The sequence below is a fragment of the Gillisella taibaishanensis genome (assembly GCF_001938985.1).
GTDB lineage: Bacteria > Pseudomonadota > Alphaproteobacteria > Rhizobiales > Rhizobiaceae > Allorhizobium > Allorhizobium taibaishanense.
Window position 1 is genome coordinate 74,638 of record NZ_MKIN01000028.1, and the last position, 25,222, is coordinate 99,859.

Genomic DNA, 25,222 nt, shown 5'->3' on the forward strand with positions numbered 1-25,222 from the left:
CATGGCGACTGCCGTGAAACTTGAGCTCCTCGGATATTGCGCTTATACTGGTGAATGTAACGATTCAAACAGGATAGCCGACGATGGATTTTAACCCGCTCGCAACGCCACTTTGCCTTGCCATACGGGAAAACCTTGTCCATGCCTTCCATTACTCTTTCCAACCTGTCCTGGTCCACGCCTGACGGGCGGCCGCTTTTTTCCAATCTGAATATTGTCTTCGGTCCTGAACGCGCTGGACTTGTTGGTCGCAACGGCATCGGCAAGACGACGCTTCTGAAGCTGATTTCAGGTGAATTGTCGCCGTCATCGGGATCCGTCTCTGCGCCATCAGGTATCCATGTCCTGCGCCAAAGTGTGCAGGTGAGCGAGGAGGAGACGGTTGCCGATCTCTTCGGCGCGCGGCATGCACTGGTCCTGCTCGCGCGGGCTCAGGCGGGCAGCGCAATGCTAGAGGAACTGGCCGACATCGACTGGATGCTTGAGGCGACTATCGAGGCGGCACTGGCGCGTTTCGGACTGTCCATGCCCTTGACCACGTCGCTTGCAAAGCTCTCGGGTGGGCAGCGCACCCGCGCGGCGCTTGCTGCTCAAGTCTATCGTGCGCCTGAGTTCCTGATCCTCGACGAACCGACAAACAACCTCGATTCCGACGGCCGGACTGCGGTGATCGAGCTTCTGAACGGCTGGCGGCAGGGCGCGATCATTGTCAGCCATGATCGCGAATTGCTGGAAACGGTGGACAGCATCGCCGAACTCACATCCTTTGGTATTGGCCGCTATGGCGGCAATTGGAGCCATTACCGCGAACGCAAGGCGCTGGAGCTTGTAGGAGCCCGGCATGATCTGGTCGAGGCGGAGAAGCACCTTGGGGCAGTGGAGCGAAAGGCGCAGGAGACGGCAGAGAGGCAGGCACGTCGCGATGGCGCAGGCAAGAAGAAGGCCGCAGAGGGGGGAATGCCGAGGATCTCAGCCGGGGGGCGCGCCATGCGTGCCGAGCAGACAGGCGGCGACAATGCCGCCACCGCACGTCGAGTAACGGGGGAGGCCAGGGCAGATGTGGTTGAGGCTCGGCGGCGTATCGAGGTTCTCGAACCATTCACGCTTTCCCTGCCGTCCACCGGCCTGGTGGCATCTAGAACAGTTCTGCGGCTGGAAGAGGTAACCGCAGGTTATGGACGCGATGCGCCGGTCCTGTCCGATCTGTCGCTTGCAATCACCGGCCCGGAGCGGATCGCGGTGGCAGGGCCGAACGGATCGGGTAAGACAACGCTGCTTTCCGTCATCACCGGATCTCTCGCGCCATTTTCTGGATCAGTTCGGGTTGAGGTTGCATACGCGTTCCTCGACCAGAAGGTCAGCCTGCTACGACCGGAGCTTTCTATCCGGGACAATTTCATGCGTCTCAATCCTGGATCCGGTGAGAATGCCTGTCGGGCCGCTCTTGCCCGTTTTCTGTTTCGCGGCGATGCCGGTTTGCAGGAGGTACGGCATTTGTCGGGCGGCCAGATGCTGCGCGCTGGTCTTGCCTGCGTCCTCGGCAACCAAAATCCGGCGCAGCTACTCATTCTCGACGAACCGACCAATCACCTCGATCTCGATTCCACCGCGATTGTGGAGGCCGGGCTGAGAGCCTATGACGGCGCAATGCTGGTCGTCAGCCATGACGAGGCATTTCTGGAGGGTATCGGTGTAACCCGGCGGTTTGAGCTTGGCCGACGAAGCCGGACATGAGAAAGGCCGCGCTTTTCAGGCGCGGCCTTCCGGATTCGAAAGGTTGCAAGTCTCTATCGGGAGAGAGCCTTCGCAGCCTTCTCGATGACGTCGGCGACCTTTTCCGGCTGGGAGGCGAAGACAGCGTGGCTTGCCGCGATCTCGCTCACGTCGCTGTTGGCACGCTTCGCCATGTCCCGTTCGAGATCGGGATTGATCGACCGGTCATGGGTGGCAACGATGGACCAGCTCTTCTTTGTCTTCCAGGCGGGATCCGTAATCTTTGCCGCAAAGGCTTGCTTGGCGGCAAAGACTTGCGACCTCGCCATAAAGTCGGCTTCCTCTTTCGGAAGGTCGCCGGCGAAGTCGTTCGCGAAGGCGGCCGGGTCCAGATAGAGATATTTCCCATCCTTGGTCTCTCGGATGTCCATGCTGCCGGCGGGCTTGGAGCTCGCCAGATCTAACAGGCTTTCACCCGCTTGAGGCTGAAATGCCGCGACATAGACGAGGCCTGCGACATGAGGATTATTGCCTGCCTCGGTGATGACCATCCCGCCATAGCTATGGCTGACCAGAAGTGATGGGCCATCCTGCAGGTCGATGACGCGATTGGTGGCAGCAACATCATCGGCCAGCGAGGTGATCGGCTCCTGCACGATGGTGACTGTATATCCCCGGCCTTCGAGGATCTCGGTTGCCTTGCGCCAGCCGGAGCCATCGGCCAGGGCGCCATGCACGATGACGATATTCTTCACCTCCGCGGCCTGCGCGGCGAAGGCGATGGTGCTGGTGGCGAAGGCGATCGCTGCCAGGGAAATAAGACGGCGGTTCATGTCATGCTCCTACTGGGATGTTAGGGGGCTAAGGTTTCAGCCGAAGGTGAAGGCGTAGGCCTGCACACCCGGGTCGAGAAAGAGTATGGTAAAGGTCTTTTCTTCGACGCCGCCCGACTGGCGGACGAGCTGGTAGAGCCGGGTGGAGGTGACCGTGCCGTTACCGTCGGCGTCGGTATCCGCCCCGTGATCGGCGCCGGGCGCATGGCCGTCGATTATCACCTGAAAGCGGATCGGCTTTCCCGAACCATCTGGCCCTAACACTAGATGCAGGTCTCGGGCGCTGAACCGGTAGGTTATGCCGCCGTCGCTCTTGTCGAGGGTGGCTGCCTCTGCACCGACAGTCCAGCTGCCGGAGAACCCCCATTCGTTGAGGCCGAGCTTGTTGATCGAATAGGTGCGTGACGTATCGGCGCGCAGGCTTTCTTTCGAGGCAAAGCCGGTGGCCTGCCGGTAGCCGATATAGGTCTCGCCGGAGCGGATGTCCTTCAGGTCAGCACTGGCTTCGGCTCCCTTCGCCTCAGGCTTTACGGGCGCGCTGGTGGCGGCGTCGCTGCCGGCTTCACGCAGGAGATCCTGTACCGCCTGCTCGGTCCGGCCATAGTTGCCTTCGCCGAAATGGTGGTAGCGGACATTGCCCTTCGCATCGATCAGATAACTGGCTGGCCAGTAGCTGTTGTTGAAGGCACGCCAGATCTTGTAATCGTTATCGATGGCGACGGGATATCCAATCTTAAAGTCGCCGATCGCCTTCTTGACGTTGTCGATCTTCTTTTCGAAGGCAAATTCCGGGGCGTGTACGCCGATGACGACCAGCCCCTGATCCTTGTATTTTTCGGCCCAGGCACGGACATAGGGAATTGTGCGGATGCAGTTGATGCAGGAATAGGTCCAGAAATCGACGAGCACGACTTTGCCCTTCAGAGCTTCAGCGGAGAGCGGAGGGGAGTTCAGCCAATCCACGGCGCCCGCCAGCGAAGGTGCGGTACCTTCGACGGGAAGGTCGGCACGGAATGGCTTGCCATTGCCGGTGGGTATGGAATGGTCGGCGTTTGCCACCTCCTTCATGCCGCTTTCGCTTGGCTGGGTATGGAGACGATCGACAACCGCCTGTTCGAACGATGATGTGCTGGCGTAGGAAAACCGGGCGAGGAAGCCAGTGTCGAGGCCGAGCGCGATGACGCCGACACCTGCGATGACCGCCGCTCCGAGGACTTGGCGAATGCGTTCGCCGAAACCCAGCGACCGCTTCAAGGCGGCGAAAATCCTGCCACCTGCAAAAAGAGCAAGGGCAAGCGAGGTCGCGGCCCCTGCAGCATAGGCGCCAAGGAGGACCGTTGTTTCAAAATTGGCTCCCTGCAAGGCGGCGCCAGTCAGCACGAGGCCGAGGATTGGCCCGGCGCATGGGGCCCAGAGAAGGCCGGTGGCAATGCCGAGAAGAAGAGACCCCGCGACGGAGGGAACCTTGTCCGGCTTGCCGGCTGCATTCATCAGGCGATTGCCCAGCCCGACCACGGGCTGGCTCAGGGTCGTGGCGATGCGGGGAGAGAGCAGGCCGAGGCCGAACAATGCAAGGAGTAGCAGTGCGGCAAGCCGTCCGAATGCATTGGCCTCGATGGCCCAGCCGCCGCCGATCGCAGCCAATGTGGCGGCGAGCGAAAATGTGGCCGCCATGCCCGCCAGCATGGGCAGAGTGCTGCGCAGGAACGGCTGTTCTGCGCGGGCGAAGATAAACGGAAGGATCGGCAGGATACAGGGGCTCAGGATGGTGAGCGCCCCCCCGAGATAGGCAATGACGAGAAGCGTCATGATCTTGTCCTCTGAAGCCCTTGGTGGATCTTGGCGCCGCCGACATGGGCGTGATCGGCAACTACGCCAATCTGGTCGCTGGCAAGTATCGCGGGTGTGTCCGATTTCAGGGAGAAATGTATCGGAGTGTAGGAGACGCCACGCCGCTACAGCGGGAAACAATCGGAAGGGTGGGGCCGGCCATCCGGCCGTTTTTCGCGCAGGCGAGGCGACCGCTTTGTATCGAACTGTATCTCGGTAGCCTGCGGTTACAGTCCAATGCAATTGCGTGAGGAGCGGGACACATCGGCGATACATGCAGGCCGCTTTTTTGGGATCGTAATCAACACGGACCGGAGAAAACCAATGACCGATATGTTTCAGCTTCAACGCCGCCGCTTCTTTGGCCTGGCAGCCATGACCGTCGCGGCCGTCGAGCTCGGCGCCACGTCGCTGGCCAATGCCCAATCCGCCACAGCCGCTGCCGGGTCATCAGGCCATCAGCAAGGCAGGCCGGGCGGGCATACGAAATTTGCTGCCCTGAAACAGGTCGATGCCGGTGTTCTCAATATCGGATATGCCGAGGACGGCCCGGCAAATGGTCCCGTCGTCCTGCTTCTGCATGGATGGCCATATGATATCTACAGCTATGTCGATGTTGCGCCGATCCTTGCCGGTGCCGGGTATCGGGTCATCATTCCCTATCTGCGCGGTTATGGCACGACACGGTTTCTCTCTTCCGAAACGCCGCGTAATGGCCAGCAGGCTGCACTTGCGGTCGACATGATTGCGCTGATGGACGCACTCAAGATCGAGACGGCGATCGTTGCCGGTTATGACTGGGGTGCGCGTACGGCAGATATCATGGCCGTGCTCTGGCCGCAGCGCTTCAAGGGGCTGGTATCCGTCAGCGGCTATCTGATCGGCAGCCAAGACGCCAATCGCGCACCGCTTGCACCCAAGGCTGAACTTGCCTGGTGGTATCAGTTCTATTTTGCCACCGAACGCGGCCGCGCCGGTTACGCCGCGCATACCCATGATTTTGCTCGGCTCATCTGGCAAACGGCGTCACCGACCTGGAAATTCGATGACGAGACCTTCAACCGCTCGGCCCAAGCATTCGACAATCCCGACCATGTCGATATCACTATCCACAACTATCGATGGAGGCTCGGACTGGTTGAGGGCGAAGCGAAATACGATGCCTATGAAGCGTGTCTCGCCAAGGCACCCGTCGTGACCATTCCGACGATCACTATGGAGGGTGACGCCAACGGTGCGCCGCATCCCGATCCGTCTGCTTATGCGGCCAGGTTTTCGGGGCGTTACGAGCATCGCACGATCGGCGGCGGCATCGGCCACAACCTGCCGCAGGAAGCACCGGCGGAATTCGCTCGGGCCGTACTCGACGTCGCGAATTTTTAGCCGCGACGAATTTCCGGATGCAACAGGTCGCGACGCGGCATTTCCCGGCTTCGCGGCGGCCGCATCCAAGGCTAAATAACAATGCCTCGACACGCAAAACATACAGAGGATGCGAGAACCCAGATGGAGCATATCGACCATATCCTGATCGTCGATGACGATCGCGAGATCCGTGAACTGGTGTCGAGCTATCTGAAGAAGAATGGTTTGCGCACCAGCGTTGCCGCCGACGGGCGGCAGATGCGCAGTTTCCTGGATGCCAATGTGGTCGATCTGATCGTGCTCGACGTGATGATTCCCGGCGATGACGGGCTGGTTCTCTGCAGGGAGCTAAGGGCCGGCAAGCATAAGGCAACACCGATCCTGATGCTGACCGCTCGCGACGATGAGATGGATCGTGTCATCGGCCTGGAAATGGGTGCCGACGATTATCTCGCGAAGCCTTTTGCTGCGCGCGAGCTCCTCGCTCGAATCAAGGCCGTCCTGCGCCGCACAAGGATGCTGCCGCCAAACCTGCAGATCAGCGAGGCGGGCCAGGTCCTGACCTTCGGAACATGGCGCCTCGATACCGTCGGCCGGCATCTGCTTGATCCCGAGGGCACGGAGATTGCGCTGAGCGGCGCGGAATATCGGCTGCTCCGCGTCTTCATCGACCATCCGCAGCGTGTTCTCAACCGCGACCAGCTCTTGAACCTGACGCAGGGCCGCGATGCGGAATTGTTCGACCGTTCGATCGATCTTCTCGTCAGCCGCGTCCGCCAGCGGTTGGGCGATGACGCGCGCGAGCCAACCTATATCAAGACGGTGCGTGCGGAAGGCTATGTCTTCGCGGTGCCGGTGGAAATTTCGGAGCCTAGGACATGACCAACCCGGCGGTGGACAAGGCTGGCCTGCATTTCGCTTTCTGGCCGGGCACCCTGCGCGCGCGCCTCTTTCTCATCCTCTTTTTGGGCCTGGCGGTTGCCTACGGCCTTTCCTTCAGCATCCTGTTCTTTGAACGGTACACCTCTGCCAAGGCCGTCATGCTCGGTACGCTCGAAAGCGACCTTGCAACCTCGATCGCCGTGATCGACCGGCTGCCAGCGGCAGAACGTCCGGCATGGCTCGATCGCCTCAGTCGCGGCAATTATCGGCTGGAACTCGGGGCCGGCATTCCCGGCATTCCCGATATGTCGGGCCACGGAGCTGAGATTGCTGCCCGGATCGAGGAGGCGGCGGGTCATCAATTCCCGCTGACGGTAGAAGCCATTCCCGGCGCGAACGGCAGATTACAGGGGCATTTGACACTCTCCGATGGTTCACCGCTGACGATCGACGTAACACCGCGGGGTGTGATGCCGCTGGCGAGCTGGCTGCCTTATGTCTTTGCTGTCCAGATGCTGCTGCTTGTCGCCTGCACTTGGCTCGTCGTAAGTCATGCATTTCGTCCTCTTGGCGATCTCGCCGCGGCCGCCGATGCGCTTGATCCCAATGCCAAGAGCGATCCGATCAGCGAGAGCGGTCCCCGGGAGGTCGCTCATGCGGCGCGGGCGTTCAACGCCATGCGCGACCGCATCGCCCATCATCTTGAGGAACGGGTGCAAATCCTTGCGGCTATCTCCCATGACCTGCAGACACCGATTGCACGAATGCGACTGCGCGTCGAGATGGCGGACGAAAGCCCGGAACGCGACAAGCTGGTGAGTGACCTGCGCGAAATCGAAATGCTGGTGAAGGATGGAATCGCTTATGCGCGCAGTTCCCACGGCAATGGCGAGAAGACATCGCGCATCGACCTTTCGTCCTTCATCGACAGCATTGCCTACGACTATCAGGACACCGGGAAGGCGGTCGCGGTTGTCGGGCCAGTATACGGTACGATCTCAACCAAGCCACATGCACTGCGACGCATCCTGACAAACGCCATCGACAACGCGGTAAAGTTTGCCGGAGCAGCAGAGTTGAGCGTCGAGCGTGGAACGGGTGGCGAAACGGTGCTGACCGTCCTTGACCGGGGGCCGGGCATACCGGAGGAAATGCTGGTGGCTGCCATGCAGCCATTCGTGCGGCTGGAGCAATCGCGCAACCGCGAGACCGGTGGCACGGGGCTCGGGCTTGCGATCGCACAGCAGCTGGCGACGGCTCTCGGCGGCAATGTTCGCCTTTATAATCGCAACGGCGGCGGACTTGCCGTCGAACTGACCTTGCGATGACAGCCGCCAGAGCCAATCAGTGCGCTGGCTTCCCTGAGATCGCTGCTGTTTTGGCTGCGGCGCCATTGCTACCGTTTGATACACTTCACTGACTTTCCTGAAACAGTGCAGATACTCCCGTGAGCGAAAACGCCTCCTGTCAGCGAATAGCGCTGGCTGAAGAGAGAGACACAAGGAGCATCCCATGACGAAGATCGACACTGTTCTTTATACCGGACGGACCCATACCACGGGCGGCCGCGAAGGCTTTGCGCGTAGCGATGACGCGGCGCTGGAAATCAAGCTGTCTCCTCCCGGTAGCGGACGACCGGGCACGAACCCCGAGCAACTTTTTGCAGCCGGCTGGTCGGCCTGCTTCGTCGGTGCCATGACACGAGCCGCCGGTAAGCGGCAGTTGCGACTGCCCGCAGATGTCGCGGTCGACGCCGAAGTGGATCTCGGGACGACAGAAGGAGAGTTCTTTCTGCAGGCGCGCCTGAATGTCAGCCTGCCAGGCATGGACCGGGAAACCGCGCGGGCTATCATCCATGACGCACATCAGATCTGCCCCTATTCGAAAGCGACGCGCGGCAATATTGCTGTGGAACTCAATCTCGCATGACGCTCGCAGCGCGTAAGCGAGTTCGAGAACTACACGCGCGATCTGTTTGCTTTGGAGATTGTCCGCCCCCTATTGCGCGGTCATGCGAAAGACGATCCAAAGGCCATGCGCGCGTCCGCCGGTCGGGCGTATAATGCGTTTGATTGGATGGAGCAGGCGCTGTCAGTCGCGCCTTGTCTGGCGGGTGACGGGCGGAACTAAAGCTCCGCCCGTCGTGGCTATCATCACGCGATGATAGCCTTTGGCTCCAGAAATGCCTCCAGGCCAAACACGCCGTACTCGCGACCGATGCCCGAGTGCTTGAAGCCGCCAAAGGGAGCGAGCGGTTCATGCGGCGCGCCATTGATGACAACGCGACCGCTGTCGAGCCGATCCGCAAGTTCCTGCATCCGCGCGGCGTCAGTGCCATGAAGATAGGACTGAAGCCCATAGGAAGTGTCATTGGCGATCAACACGGCTTCGTCATCGTCGCTGTAGGCAATGACTGACAGGACCGGACCGAATATTTCTTCGCGGGCGATCCTCATTTGGTTGTCGACGTTGGCGAATATGGTCGGCTTCGTGAACCAGCCACGATCAAGCCCGGCAGGCCGCCCCAGGCCGCCCGTCAGAAGGTCGGCGCCCTCTCGTGTCCCCAACTCGATATAGGATTGGACTCGATCGTACTGCTTCTGACTGACCATCGGGCCGATAACTGCATCCGGATCATCGGGTGAGCCGACCTTGAAGGCTTCGATTTCTTGCTTCAACCTGGCCAGCACCTCTTCGAGCCGATGCTTGGGAGCCAGGATACGGGTTCCGGCAATGCAGGCCTGGCCGCTGTTGACGAAACCCATCCTCAAGACAGCGGGGATGGTCACGTCCAAATCTGCATCGTCCAGAATGATGTTCGGACCCTTGCCGCCAAGCTCCAGCGTGACGCGCTTGAAGGTGTCGGCCGCGTTGCGCAGTATCTCTCTGCCGACAGCGGTAGAACCCGTAAATGTCAGCTTCGCGATGTCCGGATGCTTGCTGAGTTCCGCGCCGACGACATTTCCGAACCCGTTGACGATGTTGAAGACGCCATTCGGCAGACCCGCTTCGTGAAGGCAGTCGGTCAAGATCTGCGTCTGTAACGCGCTCATCTCGCTGGGCTTGATGACGATTGTGGAACCTGCGGCGATGGCGGTCGCGAGCTTTGAGGTGATGAAGCTGATATTGCTGTTCCAAGGCGTAATAGCGGCGGCGACGCCGGAGGGCCGCATGACCACACGAGCACGGCCCATCTGGCGCTCGAAGTCGTAGTCCTCCAGGACGTTTGCCATGGTCAGGAAGCTTGAAGCAGCATGAGGGATGGCAAATCGCGTAAACGTCTGCGGCGCACCATATTCAAGCGCCATGGCTTCGGTGAGATCGGAGACGCGGGCGGCAACGGTGACGTTCAATCGTTTTAGCATGTCGATGCGCTCACGCTTCGTCGTCCGTGAGAATGACGGGAAAGCACGTTTCGCCGCCGCGACAGCCTCTCGCGCATCTTCGACGCCACCCAGTCTGACCGTGCCGATTTTCTCTTCCGTTGACGGATTGTGGAGATCGGCCGTCTCTGTCGCGCGAGGCGTGACGAATTGCCCGTCGATGTAAATCTTGTCGATGTCGTACATTCTAAGCTCCTTTCGGCTGTTGAGCGTTATCTGGCATTTCGGCACTGTCCTGATAAGCTGGCCAAAAGCACTCAGCGTGATAGGAGATTACGGACAATGATGCGTGGCTCGCTTGCTGAACTTGAGGCAGTCCTCGCCGTCTCTGTCCAAGGCGGGTTTCGGGCGGCAGCTCGCGAGCTTGGGATCTCGTCATCGTCGCTCAGTCAGCAGATCGCAGCGTTGGAGACGCGCATGGGCGTGAGGTTGTTCAACCGTTCGACTCGGAGCGTTGTTCTTTCCGCTGCTGGCGAGCAGTTCGTGGCGAGCGTCGGACCGGCGCTTGAGGCGATCCGTAGCGCTGTTGAGCACGTGGATGAACACCGGGCGGAAGCCAAGGGCACCTTGCGTATCAACACGTCCATCGGCGCAACGCGCATGATTCTGGCGCCGCTGATCCTGGAATACATGCAGAGAAACCCGCAGATGGAAGTGGAGATTGTTACGGAGGCCGCGCTGATCGATGTGAACGCCAAGGGTTTTGACGCGGGCATCAGGATCAGGGAAGCCGTCCCCCCTGATATGGTGGTCGTCCCTATCGGCGATAACATCCTCCCGGCCATCGTCGGTTCGACCGCCTATTTCAATCGGCACGGAAAACCAGAGGTGCCGGCAGACCTTCAGAAGCATACATGCATCCGCGCCCGAATGGCGAGTGGGGCAATCTATCGATGGGAGTTCGAGCGGCGGGGCGAGAGTTTCGCACTGGACGTTCCAGGCAAACTGGTGCTCGACGACAGCGATCTTATGCTTCGGGCCACCCTTAATGGAGCGGGTCTTGCCTATCTGAACGAATGGCAGGTGAAGGACCATATTGCCGCTGGAAGGCTGGAGCAGGTTCTAGCCGATTGGACGCCGCCCTATCCCGGCTTGTGTCTCTACTATCCCGGAAGACGCAATATTCCGGCCAAGCTGCGCCGGCTCGTGGACTTGGTGCACGAGGTCCGGCAACTCAGCGATATGGAGAGGTTATCTTGAATCAGAAGTTTCAGTCGGCTCGTATGGGATTTAGAACCAGGTCTTGAAGGGCGTATCAGGAGGGAAGTTCGGTTATGGCTAGCCTCCCTCCTTGAAACCTGAAGCACTTTCGGATGAACGCCAGCATATCCGCGTTCAGAAATGCCTGTGGGTGTTGATGAGATGCCTGGCAGGCTGATCTCTCAGCTTAGACAACGCCTGCTCGATCCGAGCGTAAGATGCTGTGATACCAGCATCGACAAGAACCTTGCCATTCTTGCCCGTCAGAACGGCGATGTTGCCGCGAACTTGGTAGGTCGTGATGTCAGTACGGGTGGCTGCATCCCTGAGCGAAGCCGGCACTGAAACGCCAAACCTTGCCACGCGGAGCTTGGCACTGTTGCATTCAGCGTAACGGTCCAGTGCCAAACATGAATATTCAGCTGGCCGCCTGCTCGTTGCATCCTGTGGTCACGGATCGGGAACGGACCCGACCTTCATCAGGAGCGATCACATGAAACTTTATCACCATCCGCTGTCAGGCCACGCGCACCGTGCCCGGCTATTTCTCTCGTTGATCGGGCTCCCCCACGAGTTGGTGGAGGTCGATCTGCAGGCTGGCGCCCACAAGCAGCCCGACTTCCTCAAGATGAATCCCTTCGGCCAGGTGCCGGTACTGGCGGATGGCGATATCTTCATCTCCGATTCCAACGCGATCCTGGTTTACCTTGCCAAGAAGGCAGGTCAGACGGAATGGCTTCCGGAAGATGCAAAAGGGGCGGCCGATGTTCAGCGCTGGCTTTCGGTTGCTGCCGGTGAAATCGCTTACGGACCGGCAGCTGCTCGTCTGGTGACGGTGTTCGGCGCCAAGTTCAATCCGGAAGAGGTCATTGGACGTGCACATACCATCCTCGGCCGGATCGAGAGCCAGCTGCAAGGGCGGGAATGGCTGGTCGGCGACCGCCCGACGATCGCCGACGTTGCGATCTACAGCTATGTCGCGCGTGCTCCGGAAGGCAATGTCGACCTTAGCGCCTATCCGTCCGTCAATGCCCTGCTGACCCGGGTTGAACAACTTCCAGGCTTTGTCGACTTCGTCAAGACGCCGGTTGGCCTTGCCGCCTGAGCCTCGATAGGGCGTGCGATGCCTCGCACGCTCTTTGCCTCTTTTTCTGGAGAACGCAAATGTCCGAGACGTTTACAAAACTGCCGGTGTGGCACGAAGGCGAGACCTTGATCCAGGAAAAGCTTGGCGTAAAGGAGCGCATGGCCTCTGTCGGGCAGCGCGTCATTCGCGATTTCATGCCGGACCAGCATCGCGACTTTTATGCCCAACTGCCTTTCATCGTTCTAGGTAGCGTTGACCGGTCCGATGATGCTTGGGCAACGTTTGTCGAAGGCCAGCCGGGCTTCATGTCGTCACCCTCTCCTGTCGTTTTGGACATTGCCGCGATCCGAGATCCAAGTGATCCGGCAAGTGAAGGACTTGTCGATGGCTTGCCGATCGGTCTCCTCGGTATCGAGATGCACACGCGGCGCCGCAACCGTATGAACGGTTTCGTCTCGACGACCGATAGCGGTTTCCGCGTGGATGTTGACCAGAGTTTCGGAAATTGCCCGCGTTACATTCAGTTGCGCGACTTCGCGTTCGAACGCCAGCCGGGAACCTTGTTTAACGGTGAAGTTGAAGAGCTGCCTGCACTTGATGATCAGGCAAGCACGATTATCCGGGAAGCTGATGCGTTCTTCGTTGCCTCCTACGTCGATCGCGAAGACCGGCGCCAGGTGGATGTCTCCCACCGCGGTGGAAACGCCGGATTCGTCCGCATCGGTGACGACGGTATCCTTACGATCCCTGACTTCGATGGAAATCTCTTCTTCTCGACGCTCGGCAACATCCTCGTAAACGGTAAGGCGGGACTTCTGTTCGTGGATTTCAATACGGGCGATATGCTCCAGATGACGGGGACAGCCGAGGTCATCTTCGATTCACCCGAGGTTGCCGCCTTTCAGGGTGCGGAGCGGTTTTGGACCTTCAAGCCGACACGCATCGTCAGGCGCCGTAATGCACTGGCTCTAAGATGTGCTTTCCAGAAAGACGGCTGGTCTCCGAGTTCCCTGATGACAGGCAGCTGGAGCCAAGCGGCCGCCCGTCTCCGTGCAGCAGAGTTTGCCACAAACTGGCGGCCTATGACCGTTACTGCAATTGTCGATGAAAGCGCGACGATCAAGTCTTTCCATCTGCAGCCGAGCGATGGCGCAGGGCTACTCCCTCACAACGCCGGCCAGCATCTACCTATACGCATAAAGCTACCCGGCGAAGAAAACGCGATCATACGCACCTACACGCTTTCGGTCGCGCCGTCCGACGGGATCTACCGCATTAGCGTCAAGCGAGACGGCCGGGTTTCGCAGTTCTTGCATGATACTGTTGCAATCGGTGACGTTATCGAGGCGCGCGCGCCGGCCGGTGACTTCAAGATTGACACACGCTCGACACGGCCGGCTGTACTTCTTGCAGGGGGTATCGGCATCACGCCGTTGCTCGCCATGCTTCGTCACGTCGTCTACGAAGGGCTCCGCAAGCAGCGAGTCCGTCCAGTCACCTTATTCTACGCAGCCCGTTCCAGGGCTGATCGACCGTTTGACAAAGAGATCACGGAGTTGATTAGCGCAGCCAGGGGTGCCGTGCGCTTGGTCAGGATCCTCAGCGACACCACGGATGCGGAAGAGGGGAGGGACTTCGACGCCGCAGGGCGGATCGATATGGCGATGCTGATGCGGTTCCTTCCCTTCAACGACTATGATTTCTATCTCTGCGGTCCTGCACCGTTCACGCAAGGGCTCTATGACGGGCTGCGGACGCTCAACATTGCTGACGATCGAATTCAGGCTGAAGCCTTCGGTCCGTCCTCGCTCATTCGCACGGGGCAACCCACACCAGCAGCTGTGTCTTCCGCCAAGCAGCCGTCAGAAAAGCCCGTAGCTGTCGTGTTCACCAATTCCTTGAAAGAAGCGCGATGGATCCCTGGTTCCGGCACTCTCCTGGAACTTGCCGAAGCACGTGGCCTTGAGCCCGAATTCAGTTGTCGGGAAGGCAGTTGCGGGACGTGCCGGACGAAGCTCGTCAAGGGTGCCGTCGCTTATGTCAAGCATTCCACCGCCAAGATAGACGCGGACGAAGTGCTTCTGTGCTGCGCCGTTCCTGCCGACCAGGAAGGTGGTCTGCAACTCGCTGTCTAAGGACTTGGATTGCTGCGTCCAGCGTAACAGTCCTTTGTTCCTTTTCGATCTTCAGCGATCAGCGCCACAGGGCCATATTCGGTCTCAGAGAGCGACATCTCTCACAACTGAAAAGGAGAATACAATGTCACGCATTCCTACCCCGGCAACCATCGACGAAGCGCCCGAAGCCTCCCGCCCGATCCTCGAGACCATCCAGAAGCAGATGGGTTCTGTTCCGAATATCTTCCGGCTGGTTTCCAACAGCCCCGCCGCATTGACGGGCTTGACCTCGCTCCAGGGCGCACTCGGCAAAGGCAAGCTCCCATTGGCCACCCGCGAACGCATCGCGCTTGCGATGGCTGAAGCCAACGGCTGTGACTACTGCCTTTCCGCCCACACCTTCACCGGTACGAAGTTCGCCAAGCTCGACGAGAGCGAGATCGCTGCCAACCGCAGCGGCACCTCGAACGATCCCAAGGCAGCTGCCGCAGTCGAATTCACCCGGGCACTGACAGTGGCCCGCGGTTCCGTCGCGCCAGCCGAAATCGCAAAGGTCCGTGATGCTGGCTACAGCGACGCTGAGATCGTCGAGATCATCGCCCATGTCGCCCTCAATACCTTCACGAACTACGTAAATGAGGCGCTCGAAACCGAAATCGACTTCCCCCGCATTAATCGCGCGGCTGCCTGACGCCTGGCCCGAAGGCGGTGCGAGACGTACCGCCTCCCGCCCCACGAGTGACCATAAACCTCAAAGGAACTTTTCCATGTCTCGTCCCCCGCTTCCCCCGTTCACCAGAGAGAGTGCCATCGAAAAGGTCCGCCTTGCCGAAGATGGCTGGAATAGCCGCGATCCTGCAAAGGTAGCGCTTGCCTACACGCTGGATACGCGCTGGCGCAACCGCGCAGAGTTCGCAAAGAACCGTGCCGAGGCAGAGGCCTTCCTGACGCGCAAGTGGAACAAGGAACTCGACTATCGCCTTATCAAGGAACTTTGGGCCTTTACCGGCAACCGCATTGCCGTCCGATATGCCTACGAATATCGTGACGACAGCGGCCAGTGGTTCCGCGCCTATGGCAATGAAAACTGGGAATTTGCCGAGGACGGCCTGATGCAGGAACGTCATGCAAGCATCAACGAACACCCAATCGCTGAAGCCGATCGCAAGTTCCGTTGGCCGCTGGGACGCCGCCCGGACGACCATCCTGGCCTGAGTGATTTCGGCTTTTAGACAGCTGCACAAGGAGATGCAAACATGGCCAGTTCGTCCATTGATCCGCGGGTAAGGCTTTCAATAGAGCTGGCTCTCACGGGAACCACCGCGAGCGAAGCGCTGCTAGCGAAACAGGAAGGGTCTGGTCGTGCGCTTGGCATGACCGGCGCAGAGATGGACATCGCAAGACGGGGCTCGAGCTTCGACTTCAATACGTCAGCGGCCGTATCGCTTGCATTGAATGCCTGCCGCGAAACACGCCAGCGCGCATTGCGCACCGGCCTGTCCGAGAAAGCCTGTGCGGAAATCGAACGCATTTCGCAGGCTGACCATTCGCCAAACACATGACCAAGGGTAAGCCCCTTGAGGCTTCCGCTCCAACCACTTAAGGTCTTGGAAACGCGAGTGCTTTGGGGGAATAAATGGATCGTTGGCAAGCAATGAGGATCTTTGTTAAGGTCGCTGAAACTGAAAGTTTCGCAGACACTGCGCGACAGATGTTCATGAGCGCTCCAGCCGTCACGCGCGCAGTTGCTTCGCTCGAAGACCTGATCGGCGCACGGCTTCTCGTGCGGACCACCCGCTCTGTGAAGATGACCGAAGCGGGGGTTCGCTATTTTGAAGACTGCCGGAGGATCCTTGCCGATATCGCCGAAGCGGAAGCGGCTGCCGGCGGTTCATATGCTACGCCGACCGGTACCTTATCCGTAACCGCGTCAGCGCTGTTCGGGCAAATGTACGTCCTTCCGATCGTGACGGATTATCTTGACACATATGCGACGATGAAAGCGAAGACGCTGTTCATCGATCGACCTGTCAACATCGTCGAGGAAGGGATCGACGTTGCCGTGCGCATTGGCCATCTTCCTGACTCGAATCTTTCTGCCGTGAAAGTCGGATCGGTCCGTCGCGTCATGTGCGGTTCGCCAAAATACTTCGAGCGCTACGGCGTTCCGCAATCGCCGGCCGATCTCGAAAACCACCGCATCGCGGCGTCGACTGCTGCCTGGGCATCACCCGAATGGAAGTTCGGCAACGATCTGCGTGTCAATGTTGATGCGGTTCTGCAATGCAACACCAATGAAGCGGCTATACAGTCGGCACGTGAGGGATGGGGCCTGACAAGGGTGTTGAACTATCAGATTGGTCCAGCGCTCGTCACTGGAGAGCTGCAGATCGTTCTCAGCGACTATGAAGAACCGCCCCTGCCAATTCACCTGCTGCATCCCGAAGGAAGACACGCTCCGGCGAAGATCAGGGCGTTTGTCGATATGGCTGCGACGCGACTACGTGAGAACAGACTTTTGAATTAACGCCTCCCAGGGGAAGGGTTATTTCCTCTCCCTCACACAGCCCCGATCCAGTTTAACTTCTTTCGCCTTATAAAATACTGGCTGTTCACGAGCCAGCCTTGCAGCGGTCGCAGCGGGCATGTCACCAGCATGAATGGCAGTGTATTAGGTTACTAAAGGTGAACCCACCAGGCTGCTTGGAACGCCACTTTGAGCCAGACGCCCAGGAGCAAAATGGGTATGCAGGCAAAACAGATGACGAAAAAAACCGGCCCGTCGTAAGCGTCCGGTGAAACTGCCTTTGAGATTTCCGGCGAACATCTGAAGTTACGTCACTAATTCCGTCATTAGAGACGTCATCAGGGGTCAACTAAGGGCCGCATTGAGATTTTGACAGGTTTCGAGCACGGCGGTCGCGCCGCCGGCGCACTGGCTGAGCGGCCTGCCGGGCGGCGGTCTTCAAAGATGGACGCTGACGCCCCTCCCGCGTTCCGATCGCCCGGAAGGCCGCGGCATGGATCAACCACACCGCGTCGGGATCAGCCCTTGATGAAGGCCAGCAGGTCCTGGTTGAGCACATCGGCATTAACGGTGAGCATGCCGTGCGAGAAGCCCGGATAGGTCTTGATCTGGCCGTTCTTCAGAAGCTTGATCGACTTCCTGGCGGCATCAGCGATCGGCACGATCTGGTCGTCTTCGCCGTGAAGAACGAGCGTCGGTACGGTGATCGCCTTCAGGTCATCCGTCTGGTCGGTTTCAGAGAAGGCCTTGATGCCATCGTAATGAGCTTTTGCGCCGCCCATCATGCCCTGACGCCACCAATTCTGGATCACGCCTTCCTGCACCGTGGCGCCCTCACGGTTGAACCCGTAGAAAGGACCAGCNTCGGTTTCAGAGAAGGCCTTGATGCCATCGTAATGAGCTTTTGCGCCGCCCATCATGCCCTGACGCCACCAATTCTGGATCACGCCTTCCTGCACCGTGGCGCCCTCACGGTTGAACCCGTAGAAAGGACCAGCGGGCACGTCGCGGAAGAATTGCGCGCGGTTGGCGGCAAGCGCCGAGCGGAAACTGTCAAACACTTCAATCGGCAGACCTTCCGGGTTGGAAGCCGTCTTCAGCATCAGCGGGGGAACGGCCGAGACAAGAACGGCCTTGGCAACGCGGCCGGCAGGCTCGCCATGCTTGGCGACGTAGCGGGCGACTTCGCCGCCGCCTGTGGAATGGCCGATATGCACGGCATTCTTCAGGTTCAGCGCCTGGACGACGGCAAACGCATCGGCTGCGTAATGATCCATGTCGTGACCGTCGGCGACCTGGGCAGACCGCCCATGGCCGCGCCGGTCATGGGCAACGACGCGGTATCCTTTGGAGAGGAAGAACAGCATCTGTGCATCCCAGTCGTCCGACGACAGCGGCCAGCCGTGGTGGAAGACGATCGGCTGCGCGTCCTTCGGACCCCAGTCCTTGTAAAAGAGTTCAGTGCCGTCCTTGGTTGTGACGAAGCCCATGTCGATATCTCCTTGCGATGAATTGTTGGTGGAAGAGTTGTGTGAGAAGGCGAGCGCCGGAATGCTCGCGCCGGCAAGTGCGATGCTTCCGATCAGTACGCTGCGCCTCGACACGAAAAACCGATCTGTATCGGATGCCATTGCATTTCTCCTGTCGCGCTGTGTTTGCGAATTTCGTATTTGACAAAGACAAAGTATCGCCATCTTTAGGCGGAAACACGTGGCGGAAATGACTTTATCCGAGGCAAAAGTGGCAAAGCGCAAAGAAACTGATTTCATAGAGGTGGGGTTACTAGTTTACCCGGACTGCCAGTTGGCTGCCGTCTACGGATTGACCGATCTGTTTCGCATCGCCAGCAAATGGTCGACGGATCTGCAGACGCCAACAAGCCTTCGCAACATCCGCGTCAGCTACTGGAAAATGGAGGACGGGGATGTGTCCTGCACGTGGGATTCGCGCCCTGGAATCCCGCACGCGCTGAGCTACGTCATCGTGCCACCGAGCATCATCATGCCGGAAAAAATGCAGAGCATGAGCCCCGCCGCGCAATGGCTCACGTCACAGCATGCACGTGGCGTGACCGTGTGTTCAATCTGTGCCGGAGCGTTTGTCCTGGCCGAAACCGGCCTCATCGACGGCCGGCGCGCCACAACCCACTGGGCCTTTGCCGAAAGGCTTGCCGAACAATTTCCCAATATCGACGTCTCGCCTGACAATATGATTATCGACAATGGTGACGTCATCACCGCCGGCGGCATCCTTGCCTGGACGGATCTCGGCCTGCTGCTTGTCGAGAAGCTGCTCGGACAGGCCGTGATGCTTGAGACGGCACGCTTTCTCGTCGTCGATCCGCCGCGTCGCAGTCAGAGTCAGTACAAGGCTTTCCTTCCGCGCTTCGATCATGGCGACAAGGAAGTCCTGCAGGTGCAGCATCAGTTTCATGCGACACCGGAGCTGCAAAAGTCGATCGGCGAGCTGGCAGACAGCGTGCGTCTTTCGGAACGGACTCTCCAGCGCCGCTTTCACCGCGCGACGCGGCTGAAGCTGACCGAATATCTGCAAAACGTCCGCATCATGAAGGCGCGGCAGTTGCTGGAAACAACGAATGGTTCCGTCGAGAGCATCGCGTGGGCGGTAGGCTATGCGGATCCGGCGGCATTTCGGAAGATATTCGGCCGGTTGACGGGCGCAAAGCCAAATGTCTATCGCGGCGACACGCGCCTTGATCGTATCGATGATGTAGTTGCACACTGATCGTCAGCCGACGCAGGTCCCGTTTAAGGAGCATAGTCCGGCCGGGGGTGGCAACTTTCGACTGCAAGATGAGCGGCAGCAGTAGACACCACGGAGCACTTATCTCCGGCTGACACGCCCTAAGAATCTGCCGTGCGCCGCCCATACTAGAGCCGTCGGAAACATACGTCCAGCCGAGGCAGAGGAACGCGCCTCTATTTGGCAACTTCGTAAAAATCTTGCTTTTATCCCGCTCAATGAGGCAGCCATCATCGGGCGTTGAGGATAACCCCGGAGCTACCCGTTCGCTCAGCTAAAGAATTGCGGGTCATATCAAACATATATTTGTTATTGTTTTCCTTTACCCCATTGGATAAAATAACAAAAATGTAATTGGTAGATGACAACAGGTAGTCTGTATGCTCGCAATCGTGGCTGACGACGTCACCGGCGCACTGGATGCCGCCGCACCCTTCGCCGGCCGAGGGCTAGCTACGCGCGTGGCGCTGAGGGCCGACGCTGTTAGGCGCGCATTGTGCAGCAGCGACGTCGATGTTCTGTCGGTCAATCTGAACTGCCGGGAGGTGTCGGCGGATGAGGCACGGGTCGAGATGGCCAAGGTTATGTCCTTGCTTCCTCCCGGCGCCACTCTCTTCAAGAAGATCGACTCCAGACTTAAGGGAAATATTGCAGCGGAGCTGGATGCCATCGACTTTCGGAAAGCGCTCGTTGCACCGGCGATTCCGGCCTTCGGCCGTGTCGTCAAGAACGGGCATGTTCAAGGGTTCGGTGTCGACAGGCCGATCTCCGTCCTGGCAGCGCTCGGCGGGGACAGAGATCGCTTTCTCGTTCCCGATATTCTGACGGAGCAGGATATGCATGCCGCGTTGGCAAATGCGCAAGCCGAAGGGGTTGATCTGCTGATCGGCGCGCGGGGGCTGGCCGAGGCGCTTGCATTCTCCATGACCGGAAGGGCAGAAGTACAGCCGGTGGTTCTCCCGGCTGGCAAAGTCCTTCTTGTCATCGGCTCGAGAGATCCAATCACTCTTGCGCAGGTGGATATTTTGAGGCGGGACTTCTGCGTAGGCTACGTCGAAGCTCCAAACGGCGTTATGGGAGACGCGGGTTGGTCTGAGCATCCTGTGGTGGCGTTGGTGCAGGCGTTGCCCGGAGCCTTGAACGCCTCGCCAGAGGAGGTTTCCGCGAATTTGGCAGCAGGGGTTGTACCCGGCATGACGCAGGCAGCCAGAACATGGCTTCTTTCCGGCGGAGCCACTGCAGACGCAGTACTTTCGCGAGCGGGCATCAGCGAGTTTACCTTACTTGGCGAGTGCCTGCCTGGCCTGGGAGTTGGTGAAGCTCAGGGACGTTGCATCATCGCTAAGTCCGGCGGCTTCGGTACGCCGGATACGCTGACACGCGTTGTAGCAGGAATAATGGGGGCTAGGTGAGCATGGGACTGGTCGGCGGAACGGCACGCAAGGCGCTGCCTGACATTGTGTTTGAACGCATACATCGGGCCATTAAATCGGGTGCCTATAAACCGGATGAACGGCTGCCGACGGAGCATGACCTAGCGATCGAATTCGAAGTGTCGCGGCCGGTCATCCGGGAGGCCCTGAGGCGCTTGCGTGAGCAAGGTCTCATCTACTCGCGGCGCGGCGCGGGAAGCTTCGTGCGGGTTTTGGGACTGCGCGAGCCGCTCGGGTTTGGCCAGCTTGAGAATGTCGCAGATCTGCTCAACTGCTACGAGTTTCGGCTAACGCTGGAGCCTGGTGCGGCAGCGGCAGCGGCCGCTAGGCATAATGAGGCGACGCTTTCCGCCATTCGTCAGGCTTTGGAGTTGATGCGCGACGCGACCAACAGGCAGTCCCATCGCGAAGACGCGGATTACCAATTTCACCTGGCCATAGCGCGCGCAGCCAATAATGGTTATTTTTCAACGGCGATGGAAGCGCTCAAGGACCACATCTCGGCGGGGATGAAATTCCACGGCATTTCCGTCAAGCGCGAGGCTGCCGGATTGTCGCGCGTGTTCGGGGAGCATGAGGCAATTGCCAATGCAATCGCAGCCGGCGACGGACCGGCGGCAATGGCATTGATGAAGTCGCATCTGGAGGGATCGCGCGAGCGTCTGTTCCAGACGTCACATCGGGATTGAGGCAAGGGGAGCAGCAGCCGCAGCAGAGGCTATTGCTCCGCTAGGCAGTCAGTAGGCTGCCCGATAAATTCCAAGTATATCGTCGACGCTCATGTCGATCGGATTGTTGTCCATCAGCCTGCGAATGGCATGGGCGTCGGCGGCATACCGAGGGAGATCCGCTTCCTGCGCGCCATGTGCCGAGAGAGCCATTTCCACTCCGAGATCAAGACAGAAGCCCTTGGCAACCTCATTCACCGCCTCGGGCGAATCCGCTCGTGCTGCACCCAGAGCAGTCACCACTTCTGCCGTTTTGTCCGGCACTGCCGGCTGGTTGAAGGCGAGGACATGCGGGAAGATAACCGCATTCGCCAGACCGTGCGGCATGTGAAGCAGCGTTCCTAACGGGTAAGCAATAGCATGACCTGCAGCCGTGTTGACGGGTCCGAGGCAGATCCCCCCATAATAGGAGGCGAGCATGAGCCCCTCGCGAGCCTCGGTGTCTGCCCCATCTCGTACCGCCCGTGCGAGAAATTTACCTACCAGCCGAAAGCCCATCCGCGCGAAATCGTCGATCATCGGGTGGGCGCGCCTGTTGGTGAACGCCTCCACGCAGTGCGCCATCGCATCTATTCCCGTGGCTGCGGTCACGGCCGGAGGGACGGAGTAGGTGAGTTCCGGATCTAGGATCGCCAGATCCGCGATGAGGTGCGGGCTTTCGACCGCAATCTTGGCGCCTTTGGCTGGATCCGTGATCAACGAACGTATCCCGGCCTCCGATCCGGTGCCGGCCGTGGTTGCAACCTGAACCAGCCGCGTATTGCGTCCTCCGACGCGATTTGGTCCAGCCACATCGGCAAGAGTCTGATCCTGGTCCCAAAGAGCGGCAACGAGCTTCGCGACATCCATGACCGATCCGCCGCCAAGCCCGATGACGACGTCCGGTTTTGCCTGACGGGCGGCCGTCAGGGCTGCATCGAGCGTCGCAGTGTCCGGCTCGCCGGGGATGGCATCAAACAGGCTGACGCGGCCGGAAAGCTGCAGGCGATCCACAAACCCTGCAGTGATTGGTGTCGCGAGAACCAGCACGGATCCGGCGTCGCCAGCCCACGCGCCGACTTGCGCGATTGTGCCAGCACCAACCGCGAGACGGCGTGGCTGGTGGATGGTGATGGGTGCAAAGGCCATGGCTGTCATCCTTGCTGTGTACGACCAGCGACCAGCTTGCGCGCATAGGCAATGGCCGAGTTCATGTTGCCGTGGTTGGCGATACCCTTGCCGGCGATATCGAAGGCGGTTCCATGGTCAACCGAGGTACGGTCGATAGGCAGGTCAACGGAGACATTGACTGCGGTGTCGAAAGCCACGAGCTTGATCGGGATGTGCCCCTGGTCATGATATTGTGCGACGACCAGGTCGAAGGCGCCGGAATAGGCGCGGTGAAAGACGGTGTCTGCAGAGATCGGCCCCTGGACGTCGATCCCTTCCGCCCGCGCGGCGGCAACGGCCGGCGCGATCTGGTCATCGTCTTCTTTACCGAAAAGGCCGTTCTCGCCGCAATGCGGGTTGATTCCAGCCACGGCGATGCGCGGCTTGGTATAGCCCACGCGCTTCAGGTGGCGGTCGCCCGCTCGAATGGTCGCCAGCACGCGTTCGGTGGTGGCCCGGCGAATTGCCTCCTGAAGGGAGACATGGGTAGAGACATGGATCACCTTCAGGCGGTCCGAGGCCAGGAGCATATAGGCCGCAGATGAGCCGGTCAGGCTCCGGAGCATGCCGGTGTGGCCGTCATAGTGATGACCGGCCATATTAAGCGCCTCTTTGTTGATTGGTGCGGTGACGATGCAACCGATATTGCCTGCCTGAGCATCTCGCACTGCCTTTTCAATGAAGCGAAAGGCGGCGTCGCCTGATTTGGCCGAAAGCGTTCCCCAGGGAAGCGGTGCCCCCTCGACCGGGAAATCCACCACGAAGGGTTCGAGATCGAAATTGATGCCCAGGGCGTGTCGCGCTTCCTCAAGGGTGGCGAGGTTGCCGTAGATGCGGGTCGCTTGTTGATCGGCACCGCTCATTTCCGCCAGGGCGCGAACCGTAATCTCTGGGCCAACCCCGCAAGGATCGCCCATGGTGATGCCGATGGTCGTGCTCATTGATCGTACCTTTCCGCAGCATCTGCCCAGCCAGGCGCCAGCCGCACGTATTTGATAGCTCGCCTGTGATAGGTATAGGCGATGTGGAGGTGGCCTTCGGGATCTTCCAGCAACCAGGGATAGGACATCTCCTTGTTTCGCCCATCTGTCGAGTCATTCGAAAGGCAGGTGCCTGGGCCGTCCTCGACGAGGACGCGCAGGGGAAAGCTCTTTCCGCCATCCTCGGACAGGCAGACGATGACAGGCGCTCGCGGGACACCCCATACCGGAACGCAACCGCCTTTGGGATCCGCATCGGGACGGGCGTCGTCCTCGCCGAGTTCGTCATACAGCGAGACGCGGCGGTCTAGAGATTGATCTGCATTCACCGGGTTGCAGATGACGGCAATGCGACCGTCAGCAAGAGTGACAGCAGCAAGGGATGAATTATTGTTCGGCAGATCTGTCGCCTCCGGAACGCTCCAGCTGTTCCCGCCATCGATACTCTCTGCTCGGTAAACATGATCCGCCTGGCGTCTGCGGAAAAATGCCGCCTTGTGGTCGTTGCCAAGGTTGACCGGGCTCATATGCACGCACCCGGTCGAGTGCGCGAGTTCGTCCAGCCGCCAGGTCTCTCCTCCATCCATCGACACGCCGACTGCCGCATAGTCGTGACTGCCGTTCCACTTTTGACCAGGTCGCTGCAGGCATCGAAAGATCGGCAACATGATCGCTCCGTCCTCGCGCACCCACAAAGATGCACGCACGAAGCAGCCGCGGGGAAGATCCAGATAACGTCCTTCACCCGTGGCAAGTGCTGTCGGATCGGCGGTGTCTCGCAAAACCTCGGCCATGCGGATGCGGCACTCGTCCTGGTTTCCAGAAGGCTGAGAGGTATGGAACAGCCAAAGACGGCCGTCAGGGGCGGTGAACAAAACCGGGTTCTGCTCCGAATGGCTTGGATCCCGGCTCAGCCTTTGGGCCGGACCCCAATTCCGTGAACCCGGCGGGAGAGCCGAAGCAAAGATTGAAATGTCGGACTTTCCCTCAAGCGTTCCTCCGAACCATGCGCAGATCACAGTGCCATCGGAAAGCCTATGGAGAAAGCTCGCATGATTCTGGATCATTGGCGAAGGCAAGAAGGCTTCCTGTCGTCCTTCCCCAGCGTCGCGAACGACACCCGTCATCGCGCGGGCTATCTCGTCAGGTGTCATTACATGTTTCCTCCCTGTCGTCACAGGATCAGAAAAAATATCAAGTTGTCAAGTTTGTGTGAGAGCTAAATATTCCGG

23 protein-coding genes and 1 pseudogene are annotated in these 25,222 nt (G+C 59.5%); 15 read left to right on the forward strand and 9 right to left on the reverse strand.

The window, feature by feature from the left end; genetic code table 11:
* The first annotated feature begins 141 nt into the window (after positions 1-141).
* Complete coding sequence (locus BJF91_RS24340; RefSeq protein WP_075617131.1) at positions 142-1,734, forward strand: ABC-F family ATP-binding cassette domain-containing protein; 1,593 nt, start codon at positions 142-144, stop codon at positions 1,732-1,734.
* A gap of 53 nt (positions 1,735-1,787) precedes the next feature.
* Here the strand turns inward: BJF91_RS24340 and BJF91_RS24345 are convergent, their stop codons facing one another.
* The gene (locus BJF91_RS24345) at positions 1,788-2,546 is read right to left on the reverse strand and encodes an alpha/beta fold hydrolase (protein ID WP_075617132.1); all 759 of its coding nucleotides are present in this window, start codon (positions 2,544-2,546) and stop codon (positions 1,788-1,790) included.
* A 36-nt stretch (positions 2,547-2,582) separates the two neighbouring features.
* The gene (locus tag BJF91_RS24350) at positions 2,583-4,355 is read right to left on the reverse strand and encodes a cytochrome c biogenesis protein DipZ (protein ID WP_075617133.1); all 1,773 of its coding nucleotides are present in this window, start codon (positions 4,353-4,355) and stop codon (positions 2,583-2,585) included.
* 345 nt (positions 4,356-4,700) lie between these two features.
* On the opposite strand from BJF91_RS24350, the gene BJF91_RS24360 reads away from it, so the two are divergent.
* The 4 genes from BJF91_RS24360 to BJF91_RS24375 all read left to right on the forward strand — a co-directional run bounded on the left by BJF91_RS24360 (position 4,701) and on the right by BJF91_RS24375 (position 8,552).
* Positions 4,701-5,759: an alpha/beta fold hydrolase gene (locus BJF91_RS24360; protein ID WP_075617135.1), complete on the forward strand. Its 1,059-nt coding sequence runs from the start codon at positions 4,701-4,703 to the stop codon at positions 5,757-5,759.
* Between the two features lie 123 nt (positions 5,760-5,882).
* Complete coding sequence (locus BJF91_RS24365; protein WP_075617136.1) at positions 5,883-6,623, forward strand: response regulator; 741 nt, start codon at positions 5,883-5,885, stop codon at positions 6,621-6,623.
* On the forward strand, positions 6,620-7,951 hold the full coding sequence (locus tag BJF91_RS24370) for a sensor histidine kinase (RefSeq protein WP_075617137.1): 1,332 nt from the start codon (positions 6,620-6,622) through the stop codon (positions 7,949-7,951). The genes BJF91_RS24365 and BJF91_RS24370 overlap by 4 nt, the downstream gene beginning before the upstream one ends.
* Positions 7,952-8,135: 184 nt before the next feature.
* Complete coding sequence (locus BJF91_RS24375; RefSeq protein WP_075617138.1) at positions 8,136-8,552, forward strand: organic hydroperoxide resistance protein; 417 nt, start codon at positions 8,136-8,138, stop codon at positions 8,550-8,552.
* Between the two features lie 224 nt (positions 8,553-8,776).
* On the opposite strand, the gene BJF91_RS24385 is transcribed toward BJF91_RS24375, so the two are convergent.
* Entirely contained in the window at positions 8,777-10,192 is a 1,416-nt protein-coding gene (locus BJF91_RS24385; RefSeq protein ID WP_075617139.1) for an aldehyde dehydrogenase family protein, read from the reverse strand.
* A 99-nt stretch (positions 10,193-10,291) separates the two neighbouring features.
* Here BJF91_RS24385 and BJF91_RS24390 point away from each other — a divergent pair, with 99 nt between their 5' ends.
* On the forward strand, positions 10,292-11,206 hold the full coding sequence (locus tag BJF91_RS24390; RefSeq protein ID WP_075617167.1) for a LysR family transcriptional regulator: 915 nt from the start codon (positions 10,292-10,294) through the stop codon (positions 11,204-11,206).
* 135 nt (positions 11,207-11,341) lie between these two features.
* On the opposite strand, the gene BJF91_RS24395 is transcribed toward BJF91_RS24390, so the two are convergent.
* Positions 11,342-11,614 (reverse strand): MBL fold metallo-hydrolase, encoded by a 273-nt coding sequence (locus BJF91_RS24395; RefSeq protein ID WP_075617140.1) that lies wholly within the window; start codon positions 11,612-11,614, stop codon positions 11,342-11,344.
* An 85-nt stretch (positions 11,615-11,699) separates the two neighbouring features.
* Between BJF91_RS24395 and BJF91_RS24400 the strand changes: the two genes are divergently transcribed.
* The 6 genes from BJF91_RS24400 (at position 11,700) to BJF91_RS24425 (ending at position 16,937) form a co-directional block, all read left to right on the forward strand.
* Positions 11,700-12,311, forward strand: a complete 612-nt coding sequence (locus tag BJF91_RS24400) for a glutathione S-transferase family protein (protein ID WP_075617141.1) — start codon at positions 11,700-11,702, stop codon at positions 12,309-12,311.
* A gap of 59 nt (positions 12,312-12,370) precedes the next feature.
* Positions 12,371-14,428, forward strand: coding sequence for a 2Fe-2S iron-sulfur cluster-binding protein (locus tag BJF91_RS24405; protein ID WP_075617142.1), 2,058 nt, complete (start codon positions 12,371-12,373; stop codon positions 14,426-14,428).
* A gap of 124 nt (positions 14,429-14,552) precedes the next feature.
* Complete coding sequence (locus tag BJF91_RS24410; RefSeq protein ID WP_075617143.1) at positions 14,553-15,101, forward strand: carboxymuconolactone decarboxylase family protein; 549 nt, start codon at positions 14,553-14,555, stop codon at positions 15,099-15,101.
* A 76-nt stretch (positions 15,102-15,177) separates the two neighbouring features.
* Positions 15,178-15,642 (forward strand): nuclear transport factor 2 family protein, encoded by a 465-nt coding sequence (locus tag BJF91_RS24415; RefSeq protein WP_075617144.1) that lies wholly within the window; start codon positions 15,178-15,180, stop codon positions 15,640-15,642.
* Positions 15,643-15,666: 24 nt separating this feature from the next.
* Complete coding sequence (locus BJF91_RS24420) at positions 15,667-15,972, forward strand: hypothetical protein (protein ID WP_075617145.1); 306 nt, start codon at positions 15,667-15,669, stop codon at positions 15,970-15,972.
* A 74-nt stretch (positions 15,973-16,046) separates the two neighbouring features.
* On the forward strand, positions 16,047-16,937 hold the full coding sequence (locus tag BJF91_RS24425) for a LysR family transcriptional regulator (RefSeq protein ID WP_075617146.1): 891 nt from the start codon (positions 16,047-16,049) through the stop codon (positions 16,935-16,937).
* A gap of 32 nt (positions 16,938-16,969) precedes the next feature.
* Here the strand turns inward: BJF91_RS24425 and BJF91_RS24645 are convergent.
* Both BJF91_RS24645 and BJF91_RS25215 read right to left on the reverse strand, forming a co-directional pair.
* A pseudogene (locus BJF91_RS24645) lies at positions 16,970-17,203 on the reverse strand (DUF983 domain-containing protein); the annotation flags it as partial.
* Positions 17,204-17,455: 252 nt separating this feature from the next.
* Complete coding sequence (locus BJF91_RS25215; RefSeq protein WP_075617169.1) at positions 17,456-18,427, reverse strand: alpha/beta fold hydrolase; 972 nt, start codon at positions 18,425-18,427, stop codon at positions 17,456-17,458.
* A gap of 229 nt (positions 18,428-18,656) precedes the next feature.
* Between BJF91_RS25215 and BJF91_RS24440 the strand changes: the two genes are divergently transcribed.
* The 3 genes from BJF91_RS24440 to BJF91_RS24450 all read left to right on the forward strand — a co-directional run bounded on the left by BJF91_RS24440 (position 18,657) and on the right by BJF91_RS24450 (position 21,822).
* On the forward strand, positions 18,657-19,682 hold the full coding sequence (locus tag BJF91_RS24440; RefSeq protein ID WP_075617147.1) for a GlxA family transcriptional regulator: 1,026 nt from the start codon (positions 18,657-18,659) through the stop codon (positions 19,680-19,682).
* 398 nt (positions 19,683-20,080) lie between these two features.
* A complete protein-coding gene (locus BJF91_RS24445; RefSeq protein ID WP_075617148.1) occupies positions 20,081-21,112 on the forward strand; it encodes a four-carbon acid sugar kinase family protein in 1,032 nt (343 codons plus the stop codon).
* Positions 21,113-21,114: 2 nt separating this feature from the next.
* Positions 21,115-21,822, forward strand: a complete 708-nt coding sequence (locus tag BJF91_RS24450; protein ID WP_075617149.1) for a FadR/GntR family transcriptional regulator — start codon at positions 21,115-21,117, stop codon at positions 21,820-21,822.
* Between the two features lie 48 nt (positions 21,823-21,870).
* Here the strand turns inward: BJF91_RS24450 and BJF91_RS24455 are convergent, their stop codons facing one another.
* From BJF91_RS24455 to BJF91_RS24465, 3 genes are read right to left on the reverse strand one after another with little or no spacing between them, the layout of a single operon-like run.
* Positions 21,871-22,989 carry an iron-containing alcohol dehydrogenase gene (locus tag BJF91_RS24455; RefSeq protein ID WP_139310845.1) on the reverse strand — a complete coding sequence of 373 codons (1,119 nt, stop codon included), beginning with the start codon at positions 22,987-22,989 and terminating at the stop codon, positions 21,871-21,873.
* Between the two features lie 5 nt (positions 22,990-22,994).
* Positions 22,995-23,951, reverse strand: a complete 957-nt coding sequence (gene pdxA / locus BJF91_RS24460) for a 4-hydroxythreonine-4-phosphate dehydrogenase PdxA (protein WP_075617151.1) — start codon at positions 23,949-23,951, stop codon at positions 22,995-22,997.
* A complete protein-coding gene (locus BJF91_RS24465) occupies positions 23,948-25,144 on the reverse strand; it encodes a sialidase family protein (RefSeq protein ID WP_075617152.1) in 1,197 nt (398 codons plus the stop codon). Before BJF91_RS24465 ends, pdxA begins: the two co-directional genes overlap by 4 nt.
* Between the last annotated feature and the right edge of the window lie 78 nt (positions 25,145-25,222).